Here is a 24,871-nt window from a genome sequence, read left to right on the forward strand (position 1 = left end):
GTGCAAATAAAACGCTACTTCGCGCCAACCATGCGTCAAGCGCTTATTTTAGTTAAAGAAGAGCATGGCGACGATGCCGTTATTTTGTCGTCCAGAGAGACTATGGATGGTGTAGAGGTGGTTGCGGCATTAGACCCTGAAGCCCTGCAGTTCCAAAAAACGACCGAATTAAGTGCTTCAGTTGCTAGAAGCGGTTACGATTCACCCGAAAGTACGTTAAGAGATTTTCGCGCTCAGACTTTGCCGTCATCGACTGCGGAATCCCCGCAGTTATCAAGCATGGCTGAGGAATTAAAAGCCGTGCGCGCTATGTTAGAAAATCAGTTGTCTGGTTTGGCTTGGGGACAAAACGAACAAAATGAACCGCATAAAGTCGAATTACTTAAACGTCTGCTGCAGCTGGGAATAGGTTGGGGCTTAAGCCAAAAACTGGTCGCCAATATTCAAACTAAAAATCACCAGGCCTGGTCAGATATTTTAAGTGAGCTGGAACATCAAATTCCCATTGATGAGCGAGATATTATTGACCGTGGTGGAATTATTGCATTAGTTGGTCCTACTGGAGTGGGTAAAACCACTACTATTGCTAAAATGGCGAGTCGATTTGTGATGCGTAACAGTCCAAATCAGTTGGCTTTAATCACGACAGATTGTTATAAAATTGGCGCGCAAGCGCAGTTAAAAACCTTTGCCGATTTAATCAGTGTTCCCGTTCATGTAGTGAGCTCTCAAGGTGAGTTGTACGCATTGCTAACTTCGCTAAGCCATAAGAAAATGGTGCTTATTGACACCGCCGGCATGAGCCAGCGTGATTTGCAACTTACCTTGCAATTAACATCAGGACACGAAGGCTTAACCAGTGTACGTAATTACTTGGTTATGTCTGCGGCCACACAATTAAGCGTAATGAAAGACATTGTGCGCTCATTTGGCAAGGTGGTATTAAAAGGTTGTATATTGACTAAGGTCGATGAGGCGCTGCAGTTGGGCAGTATTTTAACGGTGTTAATTGAAGAGCAGCTGCCCATTGCCTATTTATCGAATGGGCAGCGTGTGCCAGAAGATTTAGAAACCGTGCGTATTAGAGAACTGATTGACCGAGCCATTGTGTTAGGTCAACAACACAAACAACCCATAGAAAACGAGCAAGCATTCCGAATGGGAATGGGAAAGGAGATAACCAATGCTCAATGATCAAGCCGCAGGCCTGCGAGCCATGCAATCCACCAATAGCGCCCTAAAGCAGCCAGCCAGTCAGCCGGTAAGAGTTATTGCTGTGGCCAGTGGAAAAGGGGGCGTTGGTAAAACAAATGTCTCGGTTAATCTAGGTATTTCGCTCAGTAAATTGGGCAATCGCGTGTTGCTTATGGATGCCGATATGGGCTTGGCAAATGTGGATATTATGCTGGGTCTTCACACCTCTTATAATTTATCGCATGTGTTAGATGGGTTAAAAACTCTGCAAGAAGTTATTGTCGAAGGTCCGGGTGGGCTTAAAATTATTCCGGCTGCGTCAGGCGTTAGACGCATGGCGCAATTGACTGCTATGGAAAATGCTGGAATAATCAACGCCTTTTCCGAACTCAATGGTGAGTTGGATGTGTTGATTGTAGACACGGCGGCAGGGATTGCCGACAGTGTCGTGAGTTTTTGCCGAGCCGCGCAAGAGGTTGTGGTGGTAGTGACTGACGAGCCTGCCTCTATTACAGACGCATATGCTCTTATTAAAGTGCTGAGTCGTGACTATCAACTCACTCGCTTTAGATTGTTGGCCAATATGAGCAAGTCTGAAGCGCACGGTCGCGCACTCTACGAAAAACTAGCACGCGTGTGCGAGCAGTTTTTAGACGTGAGTCTTGATTACTTGGGTTCTGTGCCATTTGATCACGATTTGCGTGATGCGGTACAAAAACAGATTCCTGTCACCTTGTTTAAGCCGGGCAGCGAGTCTGCTAAAGCCTTTAGAGCGATGGCGCAAAAAATAGAAACTTGGCCAAGACCCAAAGGGGTTACGGGGTATTTGCAGTTTTTTGTTGAAAACTTATTTCAATCAAGCCACTAGGAAGCCCAATGAGTGCAACCCATGTCTATGAACAAGTGCAGCGTCAAGCCACTAATGAAGTGCAAGATTTAGAGCAGTATTTACCGTTGGTAAAGCGTATTGCCTATCATTTAAAAGGGCGTTTACCCAGCAGTGTGTTTGTTGAAGACTTGATTCAATCGGGCGTAATTGGTCTTATTGAAGCGATGCAAAAATTTAACGCCAATCAGGGTGCCAGTTTTGAAACTTACGCGGGTATTCGTATACGGGGCGCTATGCTCGATGAAATTCGTAAGGGTGATTGGACGCCACGCTCGGTGTATCGAAAGTCGCGTGAGGTAAGTGAAGCAATTAATAAAGTTGAATCTAGGTTAGGTCGTGAAGCGCGCAGTGAAGAGATTGCAGAAGAGTTAGGTGTGTCGTTAGACGAGTACTATCATATCTTGCAAGATACGAATGGTTCGCAACTGTTGTCCATTGACGTGCCAGATCACGAAGAATTGGCCGAAGAACGTATGATTGGGCACTTTAAAACACCTTTGGCCGAGCTGACCGAAACTGGTTTTAAAGCCGCATTGGCCAAAGAAATTGCCGAACTTCCCGAAAAAGAAAAATTGGTAATGGCTTTGTATTACGACGAAGAGTTAAATTTAAAAGAAATTGGCGAGGTGTTGAGCGTCAGTGAATCACGCGTAAGTCAAATTCATAGCCAAGCCATTAAAAGAATTAGAGCACGTTTATCCGCTTGGATGTAACGGCAAATCCATTATAGAGCCAAATTGAACTACGTTGAGTTCAGTTCAATTAACCGCAGAGTTGAAGGAAGTAGAGATGCAAATTAATAGAGATATGAATATTTTAGTGGTAGATGATTTTTCAACCATGCGCCGAATCGTTAAAAACCTATTAAAAGAGTTGGGGTTTAGTAAGTTTGATGAGGCTGATGATGGGTCAACCGCCTGGCCAATGATTCAATCGGGAAAATACGACTTTATAGTCAGTGATTGGAACATGCCGCAAATGACAGGTATTGATTTGCTTAGAAATGTAAGAGCTAATGAGGCTTTAAAAAGTACCCCATTTTTATTGATTACGGCCGAAGCTAAACGAAGCCAAATTTTAGAAGCCGCACAAGCAGGAGTAGACGGTTACATTGTAAAACCGTTTACGGCCGCTACGTTAAACGAAAAAATTCATAAAATATTTGAACGCGTTGCCGAAAGACAGAACCAATAAGCCTGTCTTTATTCAATGGTCTTCGCCCTAAAGCCCTATACAAATGCTATTTTGTATAGGGCTTTTTTTATTTAAGGAAACAAAAAATGAGTGGTGCCACACAAATTAATCCAGCCTTAGTACAAGCCCTGTTAAATGCTTTAAACGCCCAAGATACTGAGCGCAGCAGCGAATTATTAGATGAGATTACTCAGCTGAGAACTTCAGAGCTCTACCAGCAGTTAAGTCATTTAACTCAGAACTTGCATAAAACATTAGATGATTTAAACCATGATGACTCGTTGTTAATTCAAACAAAACACGACATTCCTGATGCCACCGAGCGCTTGCAATATGTTATTTCGGCCACCGAAGACGCCAGTAACACTACGTTAAACAGCGCCGAGCAGGCGCTTTCAAGTTTGGAAAATTTAGAAGAGTCGCTTAAAACTTTTTATCAAATGACCAGGCCTGGTCAGTTCAAGCATTACTCAATCAAGTGCAAAATGAATTAACGACCATTATGCTCGCACAGTCATTTCAAGATTTAACTGGGCAAGTACTGAATCGTGTCATTTTAATCATATCGTCGTTAGAGCAAAGTTTGGTCGACTTAATCAGTCGCTCGGGTCACGATTACAACGCCATTCCGGCAAGAGTAGAAACTCTGGAACAGCAGCAAAAAAATCAAGCGCAAGGCATTGGGCCTAATGTGACTCAGGCCTCTAAGACCGATTCGGCTGGTTCGCAGGATGATGTTGATGATTTACTGAGTCAGCTAGGCATTTAGTCGTTTGTAAGGTGTTGTGATTATGCGAGTGGCACATTGCTTGCTTAATATTGTGAAATAAGAACAGTCTGCTTTTGGGTTAAGTCCCATCTGTTATTTCCAAAGGGGTGAGCATTGTGGATGAAGAAATTTTACAAGACTTTTTAGTTGAAGCTTCTGAACTGGTTGAGCAACTTAATGAGCAGTTAGTGGAGTTAGAGAATTCACCATCAGATGAAAATTTGCTCAACGCCGTATTTAGAGGGTTTCATACCATTAAAGGCGGAGCAGGGTTTTTAGGGGTCAAGCCGCTGATTGAGGTATGCCATCGTGCGGAAAACGTTTTTGACAAAATTCGTAACGGTGAAGTTGATTATGACGCCGTAGCGGCAGATGTCATTTTGAGAGCGTTTGATGTCATTAACGATTCTATTGAGTTGTTAAAAGATGGAGAACGCGAGTTGCCCGAAAACCAACCTAGTTTGCTTAAAGAGTTAGACGAATTAACCCGCCCACAGGTTGCTCATTTGCCCGATTTGGGTGTCGCTTCAAATACGGTTCAACCCACCTTGCAGTTGGCACCCGGTTTAGACCCTGACGGCGATATGACTGATGAAGAGTTTGAATCCTTATTGCAACAGCGTCAAGGCGGAAGTTTGCTTGCTGCTCAGTCGAGTACGCCAGTGGCTTTGAGTTTGCCAGAAGGCGTTGACCCTGATGGCGATATGACCGATGAAGAGTTTGAGGCTTTGCTTAATCAACGCGCAACCTTAGAGCCTAGTCAGGCGAGGCCGTCGAGCAGTCAACCGGCCTCGGGGTTGCAATTAAGTCCCAATTTAGATCCGGATGGTGATATTTCGGATGATGAATTTGAGGCTTTGCTTAACCAGCGGGACATGTTTGAATTAAGCAGTCAATTAGAAGCAGAGGTTGAGCCTATTGTTGCTAAAGCCCCTATTAAACCGGTTGAAGTTGCGCGTAAAAAGCCCGTATCTAACTCAGTAGAGGACGATGGTGATGTAAAAAGTGTCGCCAATGCCGCGGGTAAAAATGCCACCGAATCAACGGTTCGAGTGGACACTCGTCGTTTAGATGAAATTATGAATTTAGTGGGTGAACTGGTTTTGGTGCGTAATCGTCTGCTTACCTTGCGAGGTACAGAGGCCAAGAACGAGGACTTATCAAATGCAGTGGCTAATTTAGATCATGTCACTACGGATTTGCAAGCATCGGTGATGAAGACGCGGATGCAACCTGTTAAAAAGGTTTTTGGACGCTTTCCCCGTGTGGTTCGTGATTTAGCACGTAAGCTGGGCAAAGAGATTGAATTAGAGCTTAAAGGTGAAGAGACCGATTTAGATAAGAATTTGGTTGAGGCATTGGCCGATCCTTTAGTGCATTTAGTAAGAAATTCAGTGGATCATGGCATTGAAATGCCTGATGAGCGAGCGGCCAAAGGTAAGCCACGTTGTGGAACGGTCGTCTTATCGGCTCAGCAAGAAGGTGATCATATTTTATTGTCGATTACCGATGATGGCAAAGGAATGGATCCTGTTATATTGAGACGAAAAGCCGTTGAAAAAGGCATGATGGATGAAATGGCGGCCAATCAATTGGATGATAAAGCGGCTTTTCAACTTATTATGGCCGCTGGTTTTTCGACCGCAGAAGTTGTAAGTGACATATCGGGTCGAGGCGTGGGCATGGATGTGGTAAAAACCATGATTGCTAAACTTAATGGCAGCATTGATATTAATTCTGTATTAGGCGAAGGTACGCAAATCAGTATAAGAGTGCCATTAACATTGGCCATTTTGCCCACATTAATGGTGTCATTTAAAAACGACAGCTATGCTATTCCATTAACCAGTGTGCAAGAGATATTTGACTATAAATCTGAGCAAACCAATAAAATTGATGGGCAGATGATGGTACGTCTGCGTGAAAAAAGTGTTCCGCTGTTCTTTTTAGCCGACTGGTTATCACCTGAAAGTGTAAAAGATGATTATGAAGGCGATAAAGTGGTGATTGTATCCATTGGTAATCAGCGTGTTGGCATCGTGGTTGATCAGGTAAACGGACAGGAAGAAGTGGTGATTAAACCGTTAGGCGTCATGTTGAAAAAGGTTTATGGTTATGCTGGTGCCACCATTACAGGCAATGGAAATATTGCTTTAATTTTAGACATGCCTGGCGTCGTTCAGCGCTTTCAGTATTAAGGGCTAGGAGAGTATTGTCATGAGATTAAGCAGCGAAAACTTGGTTGACTCTAAATTTGTGTTAAATGATTCGGATGAAGAAGGGGCTTACTTGGGTCCTAGCGCGCGCTGTGTTTTGTTTACATTAGAGAATGAAATTTATGGAATTCACGTTAAAAAAATTCGTGAAGTTCTCCGCGTTGGCACTATTCGCAAAGTACCGGGTACACCGCGCAATGTGTTAGGTGTTATTAATGTACGAGGTGTGATTGTTACCGTATTAGACACTCGTGCAGTGTATGGCATGGCGGCAAAGTCCATTAACGATGTATCGCGTATTATTATTGTTGAGCTTGATGATGAGCGAACAGTGGGTATGTTAGTTGATTTTGTAATGGAAGTAAAAGACATTCCTGAAAAGCAGTTTGAGCCGTTATCGTCTACCAAAGAGAACGCGTCACGTTATATTCAGGGTATTGCTCATTTTCAAAAAAATGTAATTATATTAATTGATGTAGACAATATGTTTGGGGATTTAGATTAGTTTTTGGAATGATTTGGAATTTCTTTGCCGCTGAGTTGATAAGCAAAAACGAGCACTTGAACGACTGCTTCAAAGAGCTCTTCGGGGATTTCTTGATTAAGCTCTACTTGGCTTAACAAGCCAAGAAGTGGCGCGTTTTTTTGAATAGGAATGTTGTGAGCCTGAGCCATCTTTATGATTTCATCGGCTATAAAGCCAGAACCTTTGGCAGTCACTTTTGGCGGGCCATCTCCCTCATATTGCAGAGTAATGGCCACTTTGTCAGATAGGCGTGGGGCGGGTGGTTTCATAATAAAGATCCAAAACTACGCTGTATTGAATAACCCCAAAAATGACATAAAAAAAGAGCATTTTGTGCTCTTTTTTAAATTGGTGTTTTAAATTTTATCAGTGCCTTAAAGCTTAAAAAATTAAGACAGTGTCAACCCTTCTGATAAACCCAATTTTTGGGCGGCATTTAATAAAACATCTGGTGTATTTAACCAAGAAATTTGTTTGCTGTTTTGCAATGCATTTTGAACCAGTAAAAGCAAGGTTTGTAGGCCTGCTGTATCAATGGCCTCAATGAGTGCTGCATCAATAGTAATAACTTCATCCGAGTCCATAAACTGCTGATTTAACACGTTGAAATGTTGATCTATTTGATGAATAGTCATATTTTCTGGAAGAGTGATTATATTGCTCATCGTTTTACCTGCATTAGTCTAAGCTTGGTCAAATTACAAAACACGGTCAATTACAGACAGTAATTTTTCGGGGCTAAAAGGTTTTACAATCCAGCCAGTAGCACCGGCTTCTTTACCCTTGGTTTTCATGTCGCCTGATGACTCAGTGGTTAGGCATAAAATAGGGGTAAATTTGTAATTAGGCATGGCTCTTAACGCCGTAACCAATTCAATTCCATTCATATTGGGCATGTTAATGTCAGTGACAATTAAGTCAAATTGATTTTGTTTGGCAATGCTCAAGGCGATGGCGCCGTCTTCGGCTTCTGTAACGTCATGTCCTGCAGACTTAAGTGACATGCTGACCATTTGTCTCATTGATTTAGAATCATCGACGGCTAAGATTTTGACATCTTTTGTTCTCACTGTAATGGTTTGGAAGTAGTTTTGTTTAACCACTTCTTTGTTTTATTAATAACGTTAATTTACGAATAGATGGCGCTAATTATAACCCGCTTAATCGCTTGGAATTGTTTTTTTAATCGCGGCCAAAATGCCATCATTAATGAGATGGTCAACGTGTAAGATTATGACCATTTTGTCACCTACGGTGGCCAATCCATTCACGTAATCTGTATGCACAGTGCCTGACATTTCTGGGGTTGATTGCAGTCCAGCACGGTTAAATGCATACACATCAGAAACGCCATCAACCACTAAGCCAATAATTTTTTGCGAACCGTCATGGTCTTCAGATCTAACAATAATAACAACGGTCGATTCATTGTAAGTGACATTTTCTAGCCCAAAGCGGACTCTTAAATCAATAATGGGCACAACTGCACCGCGTAAATTGATAACACCCATAACGTAGTTTGGACTGTTAGGAATTGCAGTGGTTTTTTCCCACCCTTTAATTTCCTGAACTCTTAAAATATCAACACCGTATTCTTCATTGCCTAAAACAAAGCTGAGTACTTGATCATCGTGGGTGCGTTGTTCGATTTGTCCTTGAATAGAGTCAAGATTATTGTCCATGAAAAGAGTCTCTTTTAGGTTGATGCTAAGTAAATGCAATTTATTGGTTAAACTAACCGATTCAATATTAAACGTCTAGTTTTTATTTACTGGATAACTCGAAATTTTAACTAAGCTATCTTAATTTGTCTCTGTGTGCACGTTTGTTAAATGTGAATGTCAATTAAAGCTATTTTAGTAGAGGCCACGCTTTTACTGGGTTTAATGGGGATAATTTGTAAGTTTCTAAGGTTTAATTGGTTGTCGGAAAATTGTTGCTGTAATTTTGTTAAATTATCACTAATTTGTTGCTGCAGTTGCGGTGTTTCGCACCATAAATAGCAGTTTACCTCTTGGGCGCCTTGGGTGCTTTGCAAAGTAATTTTAGTGCTTAATTGGCCGTTTGGCAGGGTTAAATCCATGTAAACCTCCCAGATGCTTTCACTGTTTTGGGTGTTGTGGCGAAATTCTAGGCTGATTTTTTCGACTGTCTTATGGCTTTCTACGGGAAGCTCAAATGGAATAATGTTTGGATTTTCTATCATTTGCAATTGTTGAACGGTTAACCGATTAATGGCTTGCGTGAGTGTACTTGAAAGCTGCGTCAGCGCCGAAGTAGGTTTGAGATTTTGTTCATTGAGCGTCTGCTGTTGAAGTTTAAGCAGTAACGCCTTAATATCGGTTTGGGGTGAACCTTTGCTCGGTTGCGCTAGTTTAGATTCTAAAAAAAGTCCGCTGTCAGCCAGCTTTTGTTGCAGCTCTTTGGTGCTAAGGGTTTGGCTTTGTGGCTTAAGCATTGAGTCCATTAATTGATTAATAGTGCCCTGTAACGCACTGGGCAATGTTGGCAGTAAGCTGAGTTGTTGAAAAACCTGTGTTATAGCGGTTTGATTAGGGTAAAACTGCCGGTATGCAAGTTGTAATGTCTGAAGTGTTTGACTGTTTTGCGGGGTTGGATTACTTGTGCTTGTGGTTTTGTTTGGGTTTAAAATGACCAGCTCAAGCGTTGGTTGGGTCTGTTTAACCTGAACTTGCAAGGTACCTGTTTGAGTTATTGGCTCTTTTGCATGGGCGACATAGGTTTGGTTACCAAGGGTAAGTTGAACATTTTGCCCTTGTGTTTGCAAAATATTAACCGTAAGTTGTTGGCCAACTTTAAACATGGCAAGGCCAAGAGACGCGTTTGGCGTAGCATTGTTTGCAGAGACAGCCGAGTGCGTTCCGCTAAAGTGGCTGGAAATGTTCGCCATGTTTTTTCCGCTTGATGTAGTGGTTCTAGTGTGGAATAAGTGAGTTTTGCTTGCAACCGTTAACATTCGTATTATAGTGAGCAAAATAATTAAACCATGAAATTAAAAATTGTCCAAAAATTGTCCAAACAGAGTGGTTGGATTGTCAAAAAGACATCACAGAAATGAGTGCACTATGAGCGATAGAGAGTTTGATTTTACCCAAGCCGATTTTTCAAGAGTTCAAAAGTTGGTTTACGATTTTGCTGGAATTGATTTAAACGATTCAAAAAAGAATTTAGTTTATAACCGCTTAGCAAAAAGAATTCGTTTTTTGGGTATGCAAAGTTTTGATGACTATTTAGATTTTGTGGTTGCACAAGGAGAGCAAGAGTTTGTTCAGCTTATTAATGCAATCACCACTAATTTAACGTTCTTTTTCAGAGAAAATCATCACTTTGACTATTTAGCTCAGACCGTTATTCCTCAATTACTTAAAAAGAACAGTGGCAGTAAAAAAATTCGTATATGGTCAGCCGGTTGTTCTACGGGTGAAGAACCTTATTCGATTGCCATTGTTTTAAAGGAATGTGTACCCGCCGGTTGGGATGCCAAAGTAATTGCAACCGATTTAGACACTACGGTGGTGCAAACAGCCATTGATGGGGTGTATAAAGATGAACGTTTAAAAGGGGTGACTGAGTCGCGTAAAAAACGTTGGTTTTTAAAAGGCAGCGGTGCAAATGAAGGGTTTGTAAGGGTAAAGTCTGAACTGCAACAGATTATTGAGTTTGGACAAATTAACTTAATGAACGATTGGCCTTTAAAAGACTCGATTGATGTTATTTTTTGTCGCAATGTGGTTATTTATTTTGACAAGCCTACGCAAACCAAATTATTTAATCGTTATGCCGATAAACTACCCGAGCACGGTTACTTATTTATCGGTCATTCAGAATCACTGTACAAGGTGTGTGACCGTTTCGAGTTGCTAGGCCAAACTATTTATAAAAAAATAAACTAAAAGGGAAAGATTGTGGGAAATCCAATAAGAGTATTAATTGTTGATGACTCCGCCTTAGTGCGCAAAATGCTTCAAGAGATGTTGTCTTCTGACCCTGCTTTAGAAGTGGTGGGTACGGCGTCTGATCCATTTATTGCACGCGAAAAAATTAAAGAGCTTCATCCCGACGTGCTCACTCTTGACGTTGAGATGCCCCGCATGGATGGGGTGACGTTTTTAAAAAACTTAATGCGTCTTCATCCTATGCCGGTGGTAATGGTGTCTACTTTGACCGAAAAAGGTGCTGATGTAACCTTTGAGGCGATGGATTTGGGAGCTGTTGATTTTGTTACAAAGCCCAAAATTGATTTGGTCAACACGTTTGAAGAATACACACAAGAAATTTGCACCAAGGTTAAAACGGCCGCACGTGTTAATCGCCAAATGCTCGAGCGTCAATACAATCGGTATGTAGCCAACAGCAACGCGCGTCCCATTGTTTCTAGAGCGTTACCTTCTTCGGTTGATTCACGTACGCTTGGGGTGCCTAATAAATTAACAACCGATGCCGTTCTTGAGAAAAAAGCCTTTAACAGTCGTCATTTTAGAACGACCGACAAAATCATTGCCTTAGGTGCTTCAACCGGTGGAACAGAAGCCATTAAAGAGGTGTTAATGCGTTTACCGGCTAATACCCCTGGTATGGTGATTACCCAGCATATACCCGCGGCGTTTAGCTTACCCTTTGCCAAGCGTATGAATACCGTGTCCGAGATGACTGTTTGCCAGGCGGAAGATGGTCAGCAAATCTTGCCGGGACACGCCTATATTGCTCCCGGCGATAAGCATTTATTGGTGGAGCGCGACGGTGCTCGCTATGTGTGCCGCTTGCACGATGGACCGCCGGTTAACCGTCATAAGCCATCGGTAGACGTGATGTTTCGTTCGGTTACTCAAAACGTCGGCCCTAATGCTATTGGCGTTCTTTTGACAGGAATGGGTGCTGACGGTGCTTTGGGAATGAAGGAGTTGCAGGAGGCAGGCGCGTCAACCATTGCCCAAGACGAAAAAACCAGTGTTGTCTGGGGAATGCCAGGTGAAGCGGTTAAGTTAGGTGCAGCAGATTACATTCTTTCGTTAGAAGTCATCGCCCAAAAAATCTTAGATTTAGCAAGCCATTAAGTCGATTGGTGGCGGATTGCGGCTTAGGGTTTAAAATTTGGCATATTTACTGCTTTCAATGATTTGTAGAAATTTTAAATCCAAATCAAGTCGCATGCCATATTAAGGCGTACAAGCGTTACCGACCTTGGCAACGAACTTAAATTTAAGGAAGAATGTTATGCTTCAAATCATAAAAGCCTATTGGTCTGCTTGGTTACTAACGCTGATTGGCGTGGCTTTAACTGTACTAGAAGTGCCTTATATTGGCGTAGTCATGCTGGTTGTTGTGTCTTTTTACTGGTCTTTTTTAGTGGCAATAATTGCCAGGCCTGGTCGTTTGGCCAAACAGGAGCATGCCCCAGTAGGTGCTCAAAGTAATCAAGTAGTGGTTCGAGTGCAAACGGTAGATGAATCATTACAACTGATTATGAATGACGTTGATGCGGTCATTGGACAAGAGGTCGGCGTTGTTCAAGAAGAGTTAATGCAAGTTAAATCATTGGTTTCTGAAGCTATTGAAACACTTAATGGCAGCTTTTCTGGTTTACATGAGCAAACCCAGTCTGAGTACAAATTGGTGGTGTCATTATTGGACAATTTAGGTGGCGGTAATGACGCTAATGAAATGAGCATTCAAAAGTTTTCAACTGAAATTACCTCGGTACTGCAATATTTAATTGATTTACTGACTAATGCAAGTCAACGAAGCAATCAGACTGTCGCTAAAATTGACGATATGATTGGGCAGATTGAAGCGATTTTTACCTTGCTCGAAGACGTTAAAGGCATTGCAGACCAAACCAACTTGTTGGCATTAAATGCGGCTATCGAAGCGGCTCGTGCGGGTGAAGCGGGTCGTGGTTTTGCCGTAGTGGCCGATGAAGTACGTAAACTATCACTTAATTCAAACGTGTTAAACGAGCAAATTCGTAAACAGGCTGAAAAAGCGCGTCTAACGGTTGACCAAGTGCGCCACATTGTGAGCGAAACCGCCAGTAAAGACATGGAACACGCTGTGTCATCACAAACCAAAGTCAGCAGTATGCTAGGGGATTTGGAATCGATGAATGGCGGAATTTCGGATAAGCTGGGCGATTTATCTGGCATGATTACCGAGATTGAGCGCAGTGTTTCTAATGCAGTACGCTCACTGCAATTTGAAGACATAGTGCGCCAACTGGTAGAGCAGGTAATGAATCATTTGCGAAATTTAAATCAATTTTCACGCGAAATTAGTCTATTTTTAGAAGAAAATAAGTCTAATCCGGCTTTGTCTGAAGAGGAGCATAAAGCACGTATTGAGGGGTTTAGACAAAAAATTCACAGTTCACGCCAGCAAATTGAAAACAGTCGCATGAGTCGTGTTAGTACTGTTAGCATGGATGAAGGTGAGATTGAGTTGTTTTAATCGGCCAAAGTGCTAAGGTTTCCAAAATTTTAATCTTCACAAAAACCCGTTATACGGGTTTTTGTGTTTTTAATGTTACTGTTATTTCAATGGGCATTTAAAAGAAATCTTTGTGTGAATGGACTGTCGGTCTTAATATCCAAACTTTACCTTAAGGGTATTTAGCCCTATCAAAGGTAAAGATTTTTAGGAGTAAAAGCACCATGACGTTGGTATTTAAAGTCTGGCAAAAGTGGCTGTTATTAACTGTGTTGGTTACACTTATGAGTGGTTGCACGGTAAAGTTGGTTTACAACCAGTTAGATTGGCTTACCGCTTGGTATCTTGATGACTTTGTTCGCCTAACACCCGAGCAAACGCAGTTGTTTGAGTCGCGTTTAACTCGATTTTTGGAATGGCATCGCCAGCAGGCACTGCCGCACTACGCCGATTTTTTTGAAGATATTGCTAAAGCCTCAGACGACTATTTGTCTGTGGCCGAGCTGCAAGCTTTTCAAACTCAGCTAGAAGGCTTTTTAGACCAGGCCTTGTTGCAGGTAAGCAATCCACTCACTGATGTGATGTTTGAGCTTGATGATGCACAAATTATTCAATTACAAGGTCAGTTTTTTACTGTTAATCAAGAGTATCAGTCTAAATTTATTGATATTTCTCAGGCCGAACAACGTTCAGTGCGAGCAGAAAAAATGCAACGATTTATTGAACGTTTTAGTGGCGATTTAACGCTAGAACAAGTTGAAAAAATTACTCAATGGTCGCAAGAATTTCCTTTGATGGGCGCAGATTTTTTGCACTCTAGAATGACTTGGGAATCTCATTTTATGGCTATATTGCACACTCGAAATAATCAATTGTCATTTAAAGAGTCGGTTTCTTCGCTGTTGTTAAACCGAAAAGCCCACCAGTCGCCAGAGCAGCAGAGCAAGTTTTCCCATAACCAAAAGCGCATACTGGTCTTGCTGAGCGAGCTTTCGAAGAGTTTTAATGCTAAGCAGAAACAGACTTTTAAAGAAACGTTATTAGAATTGGCTGACGATGCTCGAGCATTGTCGCGTCAATAAAAAGTATTTGGGTGCTCCTTGGTTACTCCAAGAATCAACTGGGGTAAGTTGAGGTGCTTACAGAGAGCTTTGCAGGAGTGTCTGCGCGAATAGAAATGGTTAAAAATCAGGTAAATTTTCCCTTATTTTTCTTTCGCAGCTCACTCGTGTAAGGCTTTTTCATATAAGTTTAAAAATTGTTAAAAGGCCTATAACCATGTTTAAAAAACAACGTTTTAAAGAAGTGACTAAAACCGATGGTGCTAAACCGTTAAATCGTCTTAAGTTGTCATTGGCGAGCGTATTTACCGCTTTTGTGGCCTTAGCAACCCTAGGGTCGTTAACCAGCTTAAGTGGATGCACTCAGTTACCAGACAAAGTTGTCCCCGTTACACAATTTGATTTGCCACGTTATTTAGGTGTGTGGCATGAAATTGCGCGCTTAGATCACAGTTTTGAACGCGATTTAATTGACGTGTCGGCCACCTACTCTATGCGTGAAGATGGTGGCGTTAGGGTCATCAATCAAGGCGTTAACCAATTGACTGGCCAAGCTAAAAGCGCTGAGGGTAAAGCGTATTTTGTCGAAACGCCCGACATTGGTCGCTTAAAAGTGTCATTTTTTGGCCCATTTTACGGTGGCTACAACATCACAAAACTAGATGAAAACTACCAAATGGCCTTGGTGATTGGTCCTAATTTAGACTATGCATGGATACTGGCGCGCTCTACTACGCCGAGTGCGAGCCAATGCCAAGCGTATTTTGAAGCCGCCAGTGCGCTAGGGATTGATAGGCAAAAATGGATTGAATTGCGTACCTGTCAGTAAGCGTATAAAAATGATTTGACCAGGCCTGGTTAAAACCGGTTACAACGGTTTAAGTTTGGTATGGCTCAATAAACTCGTTAGGAATCGCTTTAGGTTGGTGGGTTTGTAAATCAATGCAGACAAAGGTGGTGGTGGCGCTAAAAACCGTTTTGGCATCGCGCACTCTAATAATTTGCGTGTGGCGATCGCGCAAGCAGCGACCGGTTTGTTTGCCAATCCACGTGCCGATCAGCAGTTGATCGTTTAAATAACAGCTCGCCAAATAGCGCATTTGGTGTTGATACACCGCCATAATACGATTGAGCTGGCTTTGCAGCTCATGAGTAATGCCCACCGACACGCTATGCGCCCAAGCCGCCTCTTCCATCCAGGCCAAATACGCCTTATTGTTCACGTGGTTCAAAAGTCTAAATCACCGGCCTGCACTTGGTAGGGCACAATAAAAGGGTTTTGGGTTTGCCAGTTCATGCGTGTGGCCTTTGTTATTGTTTACTTGTTGCCGTTTGCTTGCAGTGGCTTGGTATGCAATGCGGTGGGTTTTAGGTAGAATATGACGATTATAACCAATAGTAGAGAAATTCGTTTATGTCTGGAAATACGCTGGGACAAAATTTTAAAGTGACCACGTTTGGCGAAAGCCACGGTTTGGCGTTAGGCTGTATTGTGGACGGCTGTCCACCAGGACTTGCGTTGTGTGAGGCCGACATTCAACTAGAGCTTGATCGCCGTAAACCCGGGACTTCAAAGCACGCCACGGCGCGACGTGAAGACGATGTGGTGCAGATTTTGTCGGGCGTGTTTGAAGGCAAAACCACCGGCACTCCCATTGGCATGATTATTCACAATACCGACCAGCGTTCGGGTGACTACTCTAAAGTGGCGGAAACCTTTCGTCCTTCGCACGCCGACTACACTTACACCCAAAAGTACGGTTTTAGAGATTATCGCGGCGGCGGACGTTCCTCCGCGCGTGAAACCGCCATGCGCGTGGCCGCAGGAGCGATTGCTAAAAAATACCTTAAAGAGCGTTTAGGCGTTGAAATAAAAGGCTTTTTGTCGCAGTTAGGCCCTATTAAAATCGAAAACGTCACCTGGCCGTTTGACAACGACAACGAATACTTTTGTCCAGACGCGGTTAAGTCCGAAGAAATTAGACTGTACATGGACAATCTGCTTAAACAAAAAGATTCGGTGGGTGCCAAAATTACCTTGGTGGCAAAAAACGTCCCTGTGGGTTTAGGCGAGCCAGTGTTTGACCGCTTAGACGCCGATTTAGCTCACGCCTTAATGAGCATTAACGCGGTAAAAGGGGTCGAGATTGGCGACGGTTTTGCCGTGGCGGGTCAACGCGGCACGCAACACCGCGATGAAATGGCACCAGAAGGCTTCCTGTCTAATCACTCGGGTGGAATTTTGGGCGGAATTTCAACCGGTCAAGACATTGTGGCGCACATCGCCCTTAAGCCCACATCGAGCATTATGACCCCAGGTAAAAGCATCAACACGCAGGGCGAAGCGATTGAGATGGTCACTAAAGGCCGCCACGACCCGTGCGTGGGCATTAGAGCCACCCCTATTGCGGAGGCGCAAATGGCGATTGTGTTGCTGGATCATTTTATGCGAAACCGCGCACAAAATGCCGATGTAGTCGCGCCGATGATGGATTTAATGCACCCTTAAACATCTATAAACACCTATAAACACCTATAAACGTTTAAATACGTCTTATGTAAAACCAGCAGGCCTGGTTAATTGAGATGCCCATTTGTGGATATTGTAAAACCGTGCACGTATCAATCGGCCTATTCGCGTTTATCATTACACTACTTTTTTATTTTAGTGTGCTGGGCGCATTGCTGCCTTACCTGGGTTTGTATTTGCAAACGTTGCAGTTTACGCCGGTTCAAATCGGTCAGCTATTGGCGGTGTTGCTGGGCACTAAAATTATAGCGCCCAATATTTGGGGCTGGTTGGCCGATCGCTCTGGCCACAGTATTAAATGGGTGCGTTTGGCGACCGGTTTGTGTTTGCTGGCCGCGCTGGGCTTGGTGTGGTTTGAACAGTTTTGGGGACTGTTTTTTAGCATTTTGTTTTTTAGTTTTTTTTGGCACGCTTCATTGCCGCAGTTTGAATCGTATACCTTTGGCTGTTTGGGCGACGATAAACACCGTTATGGGCAAATTAGGCTTTGGGGTTCGGTAGGCTTTATTGTTGCGGTGCTTGCGGTGGGTTGGCAAATTGAGACGTTCTCAGTGCGCGTACTGCCATGGGATTTGTTGATTTTGCTGGCGTTGGTGTGGTTAAGCGCCTTTTTAGTCAAAGACACACATAAGGCTCCAGCGGTTACGCAGTCGCAAAACTTTTGGGTCATCTTGCGCCAGCCAACGGTATTAAGTTTGCTGGTGGTGAGCTTTTTGGTTCAGCTGTCGCACGGCGTGTATTACGGCTTTTTTACCATCCATTTAAGCGGCCTTGGGTTTGATAAAACCACCATCGCCTGGTTATGGGCGTTGGGCGTGTTGGCCGAAGTAGCGGTGTTTTTTTACATGCGCACCATTTTTAAACACGCCACGGTGCGCTGGCTTATTTTAGTCAGCGTGGCACTCACCGCCGTGCGCTGGTTAATGAACTCCTATTTGGCCGACTCTTTGGGTTGGATGACAGTGGCGCAATTATTGCATGCGGCCAGTTTTGGATTGTTTCACGCCGCTGCAATTCACTTAATTAATGAACATTTTAGCGGCGCGCATCAGGGCAAAGGACAGGCTGTTTTTGCCGCCTCCAGCCACGGTTTGGGTGGCGCATTGGGTATGTTATTGGCCGGATACGCTTGGGCGTACGGCGGGGCGCAATTAAGTTATGTATTAAGTGCCCTGAGCGTAATGCTGGCGTTTTTGATTGCGTATCGCTGGGTGCGCTAAGATTTGAAACATTCAAGAATTATAAACTAGGAGATGAACAATGCGTTTATTACACACCATGTTACGCGTGGGCAATTTAGAAAAATCCATTGCGTTTTACACCCAAGTGCTTGGCATGACGCTGTTACGCCAAAAAGAGTACCCACAAGGCGAATTTACGTTGGCTTTTTTGGGCTACGGCAACGAAGAAGGGCACACCGTTTTAGAGCTTACCTACAATTGGGGGGTGGACACTTATACCCTAGGCAACGCCTATGGCCACATTGCTATTGAAGTGCCGGATGTTTATGCCACAGCGCAAGCGGTCAAAGAGGCTGGCGGTAAGATTATTCGTGAAGCCGGTCCGATGAACGCAGGTACGACCATTATTGCGTTTTGCGCCGATCCAGACGGTTATCAAATTGAATTTATTGGTGAAAATCACGTTCGCGTTTAATTTTGTCTAAATCGAGATAACACTGGGTTTATGAGTTATAAGGTTTATGGATTTGACCAGGCCTGGTCGCTTTAGGGTACCGTAATTAAAACAAGGAGTTAATATGCAATTTCATTCTTTAAAAGCCAAAGTTATGGCCATATCGGTCGTGGTAGCCACGGTAGTGTCTATCGCGGTGGGCTCTGTGCTGTACATCACTCAAGTTAGCCCGGTTAACGCCAAAGCTCAAGACACGCTAAAAGTGCAGATGGCTCAATTTATTGACGGCAAAATAGACCTCAAAATTCAAAGCGGCATTATTGGCGCTACAATGATTTCATTGCAGTTTGAAACTCAGCAAGCTTTGTTAGACCAATACTACGATCCGCTCAAGGCAAGTTTTAAAACCTTAAAAGCCGACTACGAAGCTAAAACCAACTTTAAGGGAATTTTTAGCGAAATTATTACCCCGCAGGGTCAATCTGTATTGCGCTCTTGGGATTTGCAAGGTGAACCTAAAGACGTTAGCCAAGACTCATTGGTTAAAACTGTATTGGAGTCCAAGCAGGCCAAAGGGTCGCTAGGTTTTGGACAGCGTGGTGTGGTCATTACCTCTATCAGTCCAGTGTTGGTCGAAAAAAATATCATTGGTTTGGCGACTATGGTGCAAGGGGTAGGCTCTATTTCACGCGATTTTAGTCAAGAGCACTCGGGTGCTTGGGTCATGTTAATTGATACAGAATACGCTAAAAAAAGTGGTTATTCTAAAGCCATTGAAACTTTAGATTCGGTAACGCCGCGCTATGTGTTGGCTAATAATAAATGGTTTTCACCCGAAGTCATTGCGCTTGCTAAGCAGGTTTATCGTCCGGTAGATGGCCAAAATTCGGCGGTGTATTTACAAGGTGATTCGGTGGTAGTCGATTTGCCGGCGTACGATCAAGAAGGTCAAGTTTTTGGACGTCAGGTCTTTATTCAAGATAAAACTGTTTTTACTCAATATGTAACACAAGCAAAGAACCAGGCCTGGTTAACGTTGTTAAGTGTAGTGGGTGCCATTATTCTATTGGCAACGGTGTTGTTGTTAAGCGTTATTCGTTTAGTGGTTAAGCCATTAGAAAGTTTGAAAAAAACCATGTTTTTAATTGAAGACACCGGTGATTTTAGTATGCGAAGCACTATAAAAACCCGCGATGAAGTAGGGCAAACAGCGCAAGCCATTAATCACCATCTTGATCGCGTGAGCAGCGCCATCAATGAAGCCAATGGTGCCGTAGCGGCTTTGGCGTCGGGTAATTTACAACAGCGTATTCAAGGGCGTTACGTTGGAGATTTGCGTTTATTGCAAGACGGCATTAACCAAAGTGCCGAAAACGTGAGTGGAATGATCAGTGAAATAGGCAAAGCCATTGATAAACTTAAACAAGGTGAGTTTAATATTGAGATTAACCAGGATGCAAAAGGGGTGTTTGCCAGCATCTTACAAGACACATCTGTGGCAATGCAAAGCTTAAACAGCACCTTAAGTCAAACCAATAATGTGATGCAACAAGTCTCTAATGGCGTGTTTCAACATCGTGTGCAAACCGCAGCTCAAGGTGAGTTGGCGATGCTTAAGAAGGCCATTAATCAAACCTTAAATAATTTAGACGAAGTGATTCAAGACATTAGTAAAGTGATGTTGGCGCAAAGTCAGGGCGATTTAACTCAAAGGGTTGAGGTGGAATGCTTAGGCGACTTATTGGCTTTAAAAACTGCAATTAACCAAAATGCAGAGCATTTAAATCGTACTATTTATGGTGTTATGGTGTCGGCCAATACAGTAGCCGGCGCAGCGGATGAAGTGGCATTGGGATCACAAAGTTTAAGCGATAGTGTGCAGCAGCAAGCCGCATCAATGGAGCAAACATCTGCGACCATGGAAGAGATGAACGCCGCCATTAAAAACAATGCCGAAAACGCTGTAACCGTTGATCACTTAGAGCATGAGCTTGAGAATAACTCAAAAATAGCGGGTAAAGTTATGCACGATACCATTGAAGCTATGAATGAAATTCAGGCATCGAGTCATAAAATTGGTGAAATTGTAACTTTGATTGACAGTATCGCTTTTCAAACCAATTTATTAGCGCTAAACGCCGCTGTCGAGGCGGCGCGAGCCGGTGAGCATGGGCGTGGTTTTGCGGTAGTGGCTTCTGAAGTACGCAACTTGGCACAGAAATCGGCCGATGCAGCTAAAGATATTAATTTGCTCATTGGTAACAGCATTGCTCTTATTAATCGCGGAACCCATTTAGCGGGAGAGTCGGAGCAGGTTTTGAGTAAAATGAATGTTAGTATTTCTGAGGTGACCGGTATGATTGCTAACATTGCGAATACCTCATCCGAGCAAGCGCGAGGAGTGGGGGAAGTGAATCAAGCCTTAAGTTTAATGGATGATGTAACTCAACAAAATGCCGCATTGGTTGAAGAAACCTCGGCGGCGGCAGAGAGCTTAAAAGAGCAAGCTAATGTGTTAACTCAGAGGATGTCTGAATTTAAAATTGTTCGTCCGTAACCTATGGCGCACTTAATGGTGCGCCGTGGTTTGTTTACTCGTCGTCGGTAATAGAGTAAGGCAGCGGTTCAATAATAGCCGCTTTGCCACTTTGACTTATTAAGTTGCCTTCAACGGCGTCAAGTGACTTTAATGTACCAATGGCTAGACATAAAGTGCCGCTAAAAATATCTCGTTGCGCCTTAATTACGTCAAAATTGTGGTTTCGGCCGTTGGAGTCGTTTAACGTGAGTACATCACCTGGACTTAGGGGCATTTCTTCTTCTAAGTGCACTCGTAGCATGCGTTTGGTAACTTTGCCACGATAATGTACGCGGGCGATTATTTCTTGTCCTGGAAAACAGCCTTTTTTAAAGTTAATGGCGTCTAATTTATCCAAGTTCAAAAATTGTGCAATAAATTGCCCGCTGGTTGAACTGTTTACTTCGGGTATGCCGGCGGCGATGTCTAATAAATTCCAATCGGAGTTATTGGTAACGTCACAGGTGGCTTTTAACAGTGTCCATACGTTAATAATTTGTTCAACTGGGCCAAGTATGGCGTACTTGTGATAAGGGCCTGGTACCTTAACGACCAGCACATCACGCATGCCATCAAGGTCAATGTGGCCGGTTTCATAGGTGTTTTTAACTTTGGTGTTTAATCGACGTTGAATGTCCACATCTGCAAACTCACCTGCGTAGCCAATTTGAATGAGAGTGTTGGCCATGTCAGTAATTTGCACGTCGGCACGCATCACAAACATTTTTAAACGTTTTAAAATGGACTCTTTAAGTGAGTTTTCAAACGTTAAATAAAATGCATCTTGATGTTTAAAAATTAAAAAAATCGCTAATACTTGACCTTTTGGGTCGCAGTAAGCCGATAACTGAGCGAGTTGCTCTGTTACTTGATGTAAGTCGTTGGTGAGCTGGCCTTGTAAAAAACTGGTTGCATCGTTGCCCGATATTTTTAGCAATGCTTGATGACTCAAATTGGCCAAAACCGGGCCGTGCTTAACTAAGTAATGCTCTAATTCGGGTTGGCCAAAGCTGTTGATGGTTCCATCGACATTCCATTGAGCGTGTTGGCTGTTTAAAAAATCGAGCCAAGTTGAGTTTGTTGCGGCTGAATCGTCAGCGGTTGCAATCGTTGGCATGTTAAAACCTTTATTTAGTATTAAGTGCGCTGATGATACAACATTCGTTTGTAATCACAAAATACGTTGTAAAATTGAGATTGTCAAAAAATACTTATGACTGGGTTAAGGCGTTATTTGAATTTTGTTTGATTTATGGTTAGTATGACGTTTATTAAAAATCAACTGTCATAAACTGGAGAGTTAGGGTGTCTACATTAAATAAAGAGTTTTTGACCTTTAAGCTAGGGCGCGAAGAATTTGCAGTTGAAATTTTGCGAGTGCAAGAAATTCGTGGCTGGGAAACTCCCAGTCCTTTGCCCAGTGTGCCGCCTTATGTAAAAGGTGTGGTCGACTTACGCGGTACGGTTGTGCCTATTATTGACTTACGTGAAAAATTTAAGTTACCGCTTAGTTACAATGGAACTACGGTAGTCATTGTGGTGCATGTACTCACATCACAAGGTGAAAAAGTGGTTGGACTAGTGGTCGATGCTGTGTCAGATGTTCACCAGTTTGATGTTAATAACTTGCAATCACCACCGGATATTTCGTCGTCGGTTGAAAACCAGTTTGTATTAGGTTTAACCACTATATACGATGAAAAGGGTCAGCAAAGTATGGTTCACAGTCGCGCTGATGACGACAAACCTGCTGTAAAAGGACGCATGGTAATTGTGATTGATATTGATAAATTGGCTTCTGAAAATTTACTGCAGAGTGTGTTAATTGATTCTTTTCAGGACGCAACAACTACTAATGAAGCCCCTTAGTAACCTTCCTTTAGTTAACATTATTATGCAGTGCTAAGATGGGGTAATAATGGGCTATTTTAACAATGCCGCCTTGATAAAATTTAAGGCTGGCAAAGTTAAACAAAGTTAACATCATGCACTTATAAACGCTCAGGTTTAGAACACGTCACTTAGGTTGCAATACAGTAGGTTTGGCTGTTTTATGCGTGTGTGGATAGTCCAAATTGTAATGCAAGCCTCGACTTTCTCGACGGCGTTGTGCGCTCATTACCATGAGTTCGGCTACTAATACTAAATTGCGTAACTCTAGCAAATCGCTTGATAGCGTATGTTGACGATAATACTCATGCACCTCTTTATGTAAATTACGAATCCGTTGCCGCGCACGCTTTAGACGTTTATTGGTGCGCACAATGCCTACATAATCCCACATCACTCTACGGACTTCGTCCCAATCGTGCGAAATAAGTACTTTTTCTTTAGGTTCAGTTATGCCCGTGGTGTCCCAAGACTTGATGATTTGCGTGATAGGCTGGTGGGTTTTAAAGGCTTTTTCAATGCTTAAATGCGCCATTTTAGCAAACACCAAACCTTCGGCTAATGAGTTGCTGGCCAGACGGTTGGCTCCATGCAGTCCGGTGTAAGCGGTTTCGCCAATGGCGTACAATCCTGTTAAGGTGGTTCGGCCTTCTAAATCGGTAACGACACCTCCGCAGGTGTAATGAGCCGCAGGGACGACTGGAATCTGCTCTTGGCTTATGTCAATGCCAACCTTTAAACACCGCTCATAAATAGTGGGAAAGTGCGCTTTTAAAAAGTCTTTGGGCTGGTGAGTGATGTCTAAATACACGCAATCAATACCGTGCTTTTTCATTTCTTGGTCAATAGCGCGCGCCACAATGTCGCGGGGTGCTAAATCGCCACGTTCATCGTACTGTGTCATAAAAGCCGTGCCGTCTGGCAAGCGTAATATGCCGCCTTCACCTCGCACCGCCTCACTTATTAAAAATGAACGATCTTTTGGGTGAAATAAGCACGTAGGGTGAAATTGATTAAATTCCATATTACCCACCGCACAGCCAGCACGCCAAGCCATGGCAATGCCGTCGCCAGTCGACGTGTCTGGGTTGCTGGTGTAAAGGTACGTTTTGCTTGCGCCACCGGTGGCCAACACGGTAAAGTCGGCGGTAATATCCATCACTTTTTTGGCTTTTTTATTGAGTGCATAAGCGCCAACACATCGAGTTCGTTTGGGATTTAATATTAAATCGATGGATATGTGTTCGGGCAATAATGTAATGTTAGGATGGGTTTTTACTGCTTTGATTAAAATGTCTAACACCGATTGACCCGTGTGGTCGGCGGCGTGTATCACGCGTCGATGACTGTGGCCGCCTTCTTGTGTTAAGTGAAACGGAAAATGACTGACGGTGTGGGCTGTGCTGTTTTCGAGCTTGTTTATTTTGCTAAATGGCACGCCCAAATCAATTAATTCGGCAATTGCTTCGGCGGCATGAGTAGCCACCACGGCGACTGCTTTTGGGTCGCACAGACCAGCACCTGCGTCTATAGTGTCGGCAATATGAGCTTCAATGCTATCAAATGGGTCTAATACTGCCGCAATACCACCTTGGGCGTAATTGGTGCTGCCCTCAGAAAGCGCCGCTTTGGCCAGGATCATTACTTGGTGACCACCCGGTTTACCCGCCAGTTTTAAGGCCAAAGACAGGCCTGCAATGCCGCTGCCAATCACCAATACTTGTGTACGCAAACTCTGCTTAGTCGCTTTGGCCTGCGTGGTCTTGTCGGTTTTTTTGGGTGCCGATTTTTTGGGGGTGGAGTTGATTGTCTGCGTCATTTGCTCAACCTTTTGTGGCCATGCCCTTGAATAAAAAACTAATAGTAGCATATTATAACTTGCCAAACGCAAACGCCAATCCCACCAGGCCTGGTGGTTGTCTGGAAGGCTTTATTAGTGGTTGCC

Annotated in this window: 26 protein-coding genes; 18 read left to right on the forward strand and 8 right to left on the reverse strand. The window is 43.3% G+C overall.

What is annotated here, in order from left to right:
- The 8 genes from flhF to EP181_RS03875 all read left to right on the forward strand — a co-directional run bounded on the left by flhF (position 1) and on the right by EP181_RS03875 (position 6,767).
- A complete protein-coding gene (gene flhF, locus EP181_RS03845) occupies positions 1–1,194 on the forward strand; it encodes a flagellar biosynthesis GTPase FlhF (protein WP_127470487.1) in 1,194 nt (397 codons plus the stop codon).
- On the forward strand, positions 1,184–2,062 hold the full coding sequence (locus EP181_RS03850) for a MinD/ParA family protein (RefSeq protein ID WP_127470488.1): 879 nt from the start codon (positions 1,184–1,186) through the stop codon (positions 2,060–2,062). Before flhF ends, EP181_RS03850 begins: the two co-directional genes overlap by 11 nt.
- Positions 2,063–2,070: 8 nt before the next feature.
- Positions 2,071–2,796, forward strand: coding sequence for an RNA polymerase sigma factor FliA (locus EP181_RS03855; RefSeq protein ID WP_127470489.1), 726 nt, complete (start codon positions 2,071–2,073; stop codon positions 2,794–2,796).
- Between the two features lie 76 nt (positions 2,797–2,872).
- On the forward strand, positions 2,873–3,277 hold the full coding sequence (locus EP181_RS03860; RefSeq protein ID WP_127470490.1) for a chemotaxis response regulator CheY: 405 nt from the start codon (positions 2,873–2,875) through the stop codon (positions 3,275–3,277).
- Positions 3,278–3,363: 86 nt separating this feature from the next.
- A complete protein-coding gene (locus EP181_RS12640; RefSeq protein WP_269471151.1) occupies positions 3,364–3,771 on the forward strand; it encodes a protein phosphatase CheZ in 408 nt (135 codons plus the stop codon).
- Positions 3,756–4,046, forward strand: coding sequence for a protein phosphatase CheZ (locus EP181_RS12645; RefSeq protein WP_269471152.1), 291 nt, complete (start codon positions 3,756–3,758; stop codon positions 4,044–4,046). Before EP181_RS12640 ends, EP181_RS12645 begins: the two co-directional genes overlap by 16 nt.
- Before the next feature lie 116 nt (positions 4,047–4,162).
- Positions 4,163–6,244: a chemotaxis protein CheA gene (locus EP181_RS03870; RefSeq protein WP_127470491.1), complete on the forward strand. Its 2,082-nt coding sequence runs from the start codon at positions 4,163–4,165 to the stop codon at positions 6,242–6,244.
- 19 nt (positions 6,245–6,263) lie between these two features.
- A complete protein-coding gene (locus EP181_RS03875) occupies positions 6,264–6,767 on the forward strand; it encodes a chemotaxis protein CheW (protein ID WP_127470492.1) in 504 nt (167 codons plus the stop codon).
- Here the strand turns inward: EP181_RS03875 and EP181_RS03880 are convergent.
- From EP181_RS03880 to EP181_RS03900, 5 genes are all read right to left on the reverse strand, one after another.
- Positions 6,764–7,057 (reverse strand): EscU/YscU/HrcU family type III secretion system export apparatus switch protein, encoded by a 294-nt coding sequence (locus EP181_RS03880; RefSeq protein WP_127470493.1) that lies wholly within the window; start codon positions 7,055–7,057, stop codon positions 6,764–6,766. The genes EP181_RS03875 and EP181_RS03880 overlap by 4 nt on opposite strands.
- Positions 7,058–7,177: 120 nt before the next feature.
- Complete coding sequence (locus EP181_RS03885; protein ID WP_127470494.1) at positions 7,178–7,453, reverse strand: STAS domain-containing protein; 276 nt, start codon at positions 7,451–7,453, stop codon at positions 7,178–7,180.
- A 33-nt stretch (positions 7,454–7,486) separates the two neighbouring features.
- The gene (locus tag EP181_RS03890; protein ID WP_269471153.1) at positions 7,487–7,858 is read right to left on the reverse strand and encodes a response regulator; all 372 of its coding nucleotides are present in this window, start codon (positions 7,856–7,858) and stop codon (positions 7,487–7,489) included.
- Between the two features lie 90 nt (positions 7,859–7,948).
- Complete coding sequence (locus EP181_RS03895; protein WP_127470495.1) at positions 7,949–8,470, reverse strand: chemotaxis protein CheW; 522 nt, start codon at positions 8,468–8,470, stop codon at positions 7,949–7,951.
- Positions 8,471–8,616: 146 nt separating this feature from the next.
- Positions 8,617–9,612 (reverse strand): hypothetical protein, encoded by a 996-nt coding sequence (locus tag EP181_RS03900; protein ID WP_127470496.1) that lies wholly within the window; start codon positions 9,610–9,612, stop codon positions 8,617–8,619.
- A 262-nt stretch (positions 9,613–9,874) separates the two neighbouring features.
- Between EP181_RS03900 and EP181_RS03905 the strand changes: the two genes are divergently transcribed.
- From EP181_RS03905 to EP181_RS03925, 5 genes are all read left to right on the forward strand, one after another.
- Positions 9,875–10,702: a CheR family methyltransferase gene (locus EP181_RS03905; RefSeq protein WP_127470497.1), complete on the forward strand. Its 828-nt coding sequence runs from the start codon at positions 9,875–9,877 to the stop codon at positions 10,700–10,702.
- 66 nt (positions 10,703–10,768) lie between these two features.
- Positions 10,769–11,863 (forward strand): protein-glutamate methylesterase/protein-glutamine glutaminase, encoded by a 1,095-nt coding sequence (locus EP181_RS03910; RefSeq protein ID WP_232023560.1) that lies wholly within the window; start codon positions 10,769–10,771, stop codon positions 11,861–11,863.
- A 160-nt stretch (positions 11,864–12,023) separates the two neighbouring features.
- Complete coding sequence (locus tag EP181_RS03915; protein WP_127470499.1) at positions 12,024–13,253, forward strand: methyl-accepting chemotaxis protein; 1,230 nt, start codon at positions 12,024–12,026, stop codon at positions 13,251–13,253.
- A gap of 203 nt (positions 13,254–13,456) precedes the next feature.
- Positions 13,457–14,314 carry a DUF6279 family lipoprotein gene (locus tag EP181_RS03920; protein WP_127470500.1) on the forward strand — a complete coding sequence of 286 codons (858 nt, stop codon included), beginning with the start codon at positions 13,457–13,459 and terminating at the stop codon, positions 14,312–14,314.
- Positions 14,315–14,510: 196 nt separating this feature from the next.
- Positions 14,511–15,122, forward strand: a complete 612-nt coding sequence (locus tag EP181_RS03925; protein ID WP_127470501.1) for a lipocalin family protein — start codon at positions 14,511–14,513, stop codon at positions 15,120–15,122.
- A gap of 49 nt (positions 15,123–15,171) precedes the next feature.
- On the opposite strand, the gene EP181_RS03930 is transcribed toward EP181_RS03925, so the two are convergent.
- Positions 15,172–15,516, reverse strand: coding sequence for an acyl-CoA thioesterase (locus tag EP181_RS03930; RefSeq protein ID WP_232023561.1), 345 nt, complete (start codon positions 15,514–15,516; stop codon positions 15,172–15,174).
- 191 nt (positions 15,517–15,707) lie between these two features.
- On the opposite strand from EP181_RS03930, the gene aroC reads away from it, so the two are divergent.
- The 4 genes from aroC (at position 15,708) to EP181_RS03950 (ending at position 21,015) form a co-directional block, all read left to right on the forward strand.
- On the forward strand, positions 15,708–16,802 hold the full coding sequence (gene aroC / locus EP181_RS03935; protein ID WP_127470502.1) for a chorismate synthase: 1,095 nt from the start codon (positions 15,708–15,710) through the stop codon (positions 16,800–16,802).
- 104 nt (positions 16,803–16,906) lie between these two features.
- On the forward strand, positions 16,907–18,043 hold the full coding sequence (locus EP181_RS03940) for an MFS transporter (RefSeq protein WP_232023508.1): 1,137 nt from the start codon (positions 16,907–16,909) through the stop codon (positions 18,041–18,043).
- Positions 18,044–18,083: 40 nt separating this feature from the next.
- Complete coding sequence (gloA, locus tag EP181_RS03945; protein WP_127470504.1) at positions 18,084–18,479, forward strand: lactoylglutathione lyase; 396 nt, start codon at positions 18,084–18,086, stop codon at positions 18,477–18,479.
- Positions 18,480–18,582: 103 nt separating this feature from the next.
- Positions 18,583–21,015: a methyl-accepting chemotaxis protein gene (locus EP181_RS03950; protein ID WP_127470505.1), complete on the forward strand. Its 2,433-nt coding sequence runs from the start codon at positions 18,583–18,585 to the stop codon at positions 21,013–21,015.
- Positions 21,016–21,049: 34 nt separating this feature from the next.
- Here the strand turns inward: EP181_RS03950 and ygfZ are convergent, their stop codons facing one another.
- Positions 21,050–22,153 carry a CAF17-like 4Fe-4S cluster assembly/insertion protein YgfZ gene (gene ygfZ, locus EP181_RS03955; RefSeq protein ID WP_127470506.1) on the reverse strand — a complete coding sequence of 368 codons (1,104 nt, stop codon included), beginning with the start codon at positions 22,151–22,153 and terminating at the stop codon, positions 21,050–21,052.
- 188 nt (positions 22,154–22,341) lie between these two features.
- Here ygfZ and EP181_RS03960 point away from each other — a divergent pair, with 188 nt between their 5' ends.
- Positions 22,342–22,905, forward strand: coding sequence for a chemotaxis protein CheW (locus tag EP181_RS03960; protein ID WP_127470507.1), 564 nt, complete (start codon positions 22,342–22,344; stop codon positions 22,903–22,905).
- 148 nt (positions 22,906–23,053) lie between these two features.
- Here EP181_RS03960 and nadB read toward each other — a convergent pair whose 3' ends face one another.
- Complete coding sequence (gene nadB / locus EP181_RS03965; RefSeq protein WP_172959687.1) at positions 23,054–24,745, reverse strand: L-aspartate oxidase; 1,692 nt, start codon at positions 24,743–24,745, stop codon at positions 23,054–23,056.
- Positions 24,746–24,871 lie beyond the last annotated feature (126 nt).

It is taken from the genome of Thiomicrorhabdus aquaedulcis (assembly GCF_004001325.1).
Lineage (GTDB): Bacteria > Pseudomonadota > Gammaproteobacteria > Thiomicrospirales > Thiomicrospiraceae > Thiomicrorhabdus > Thiomicrorhabdus aquaedulcis.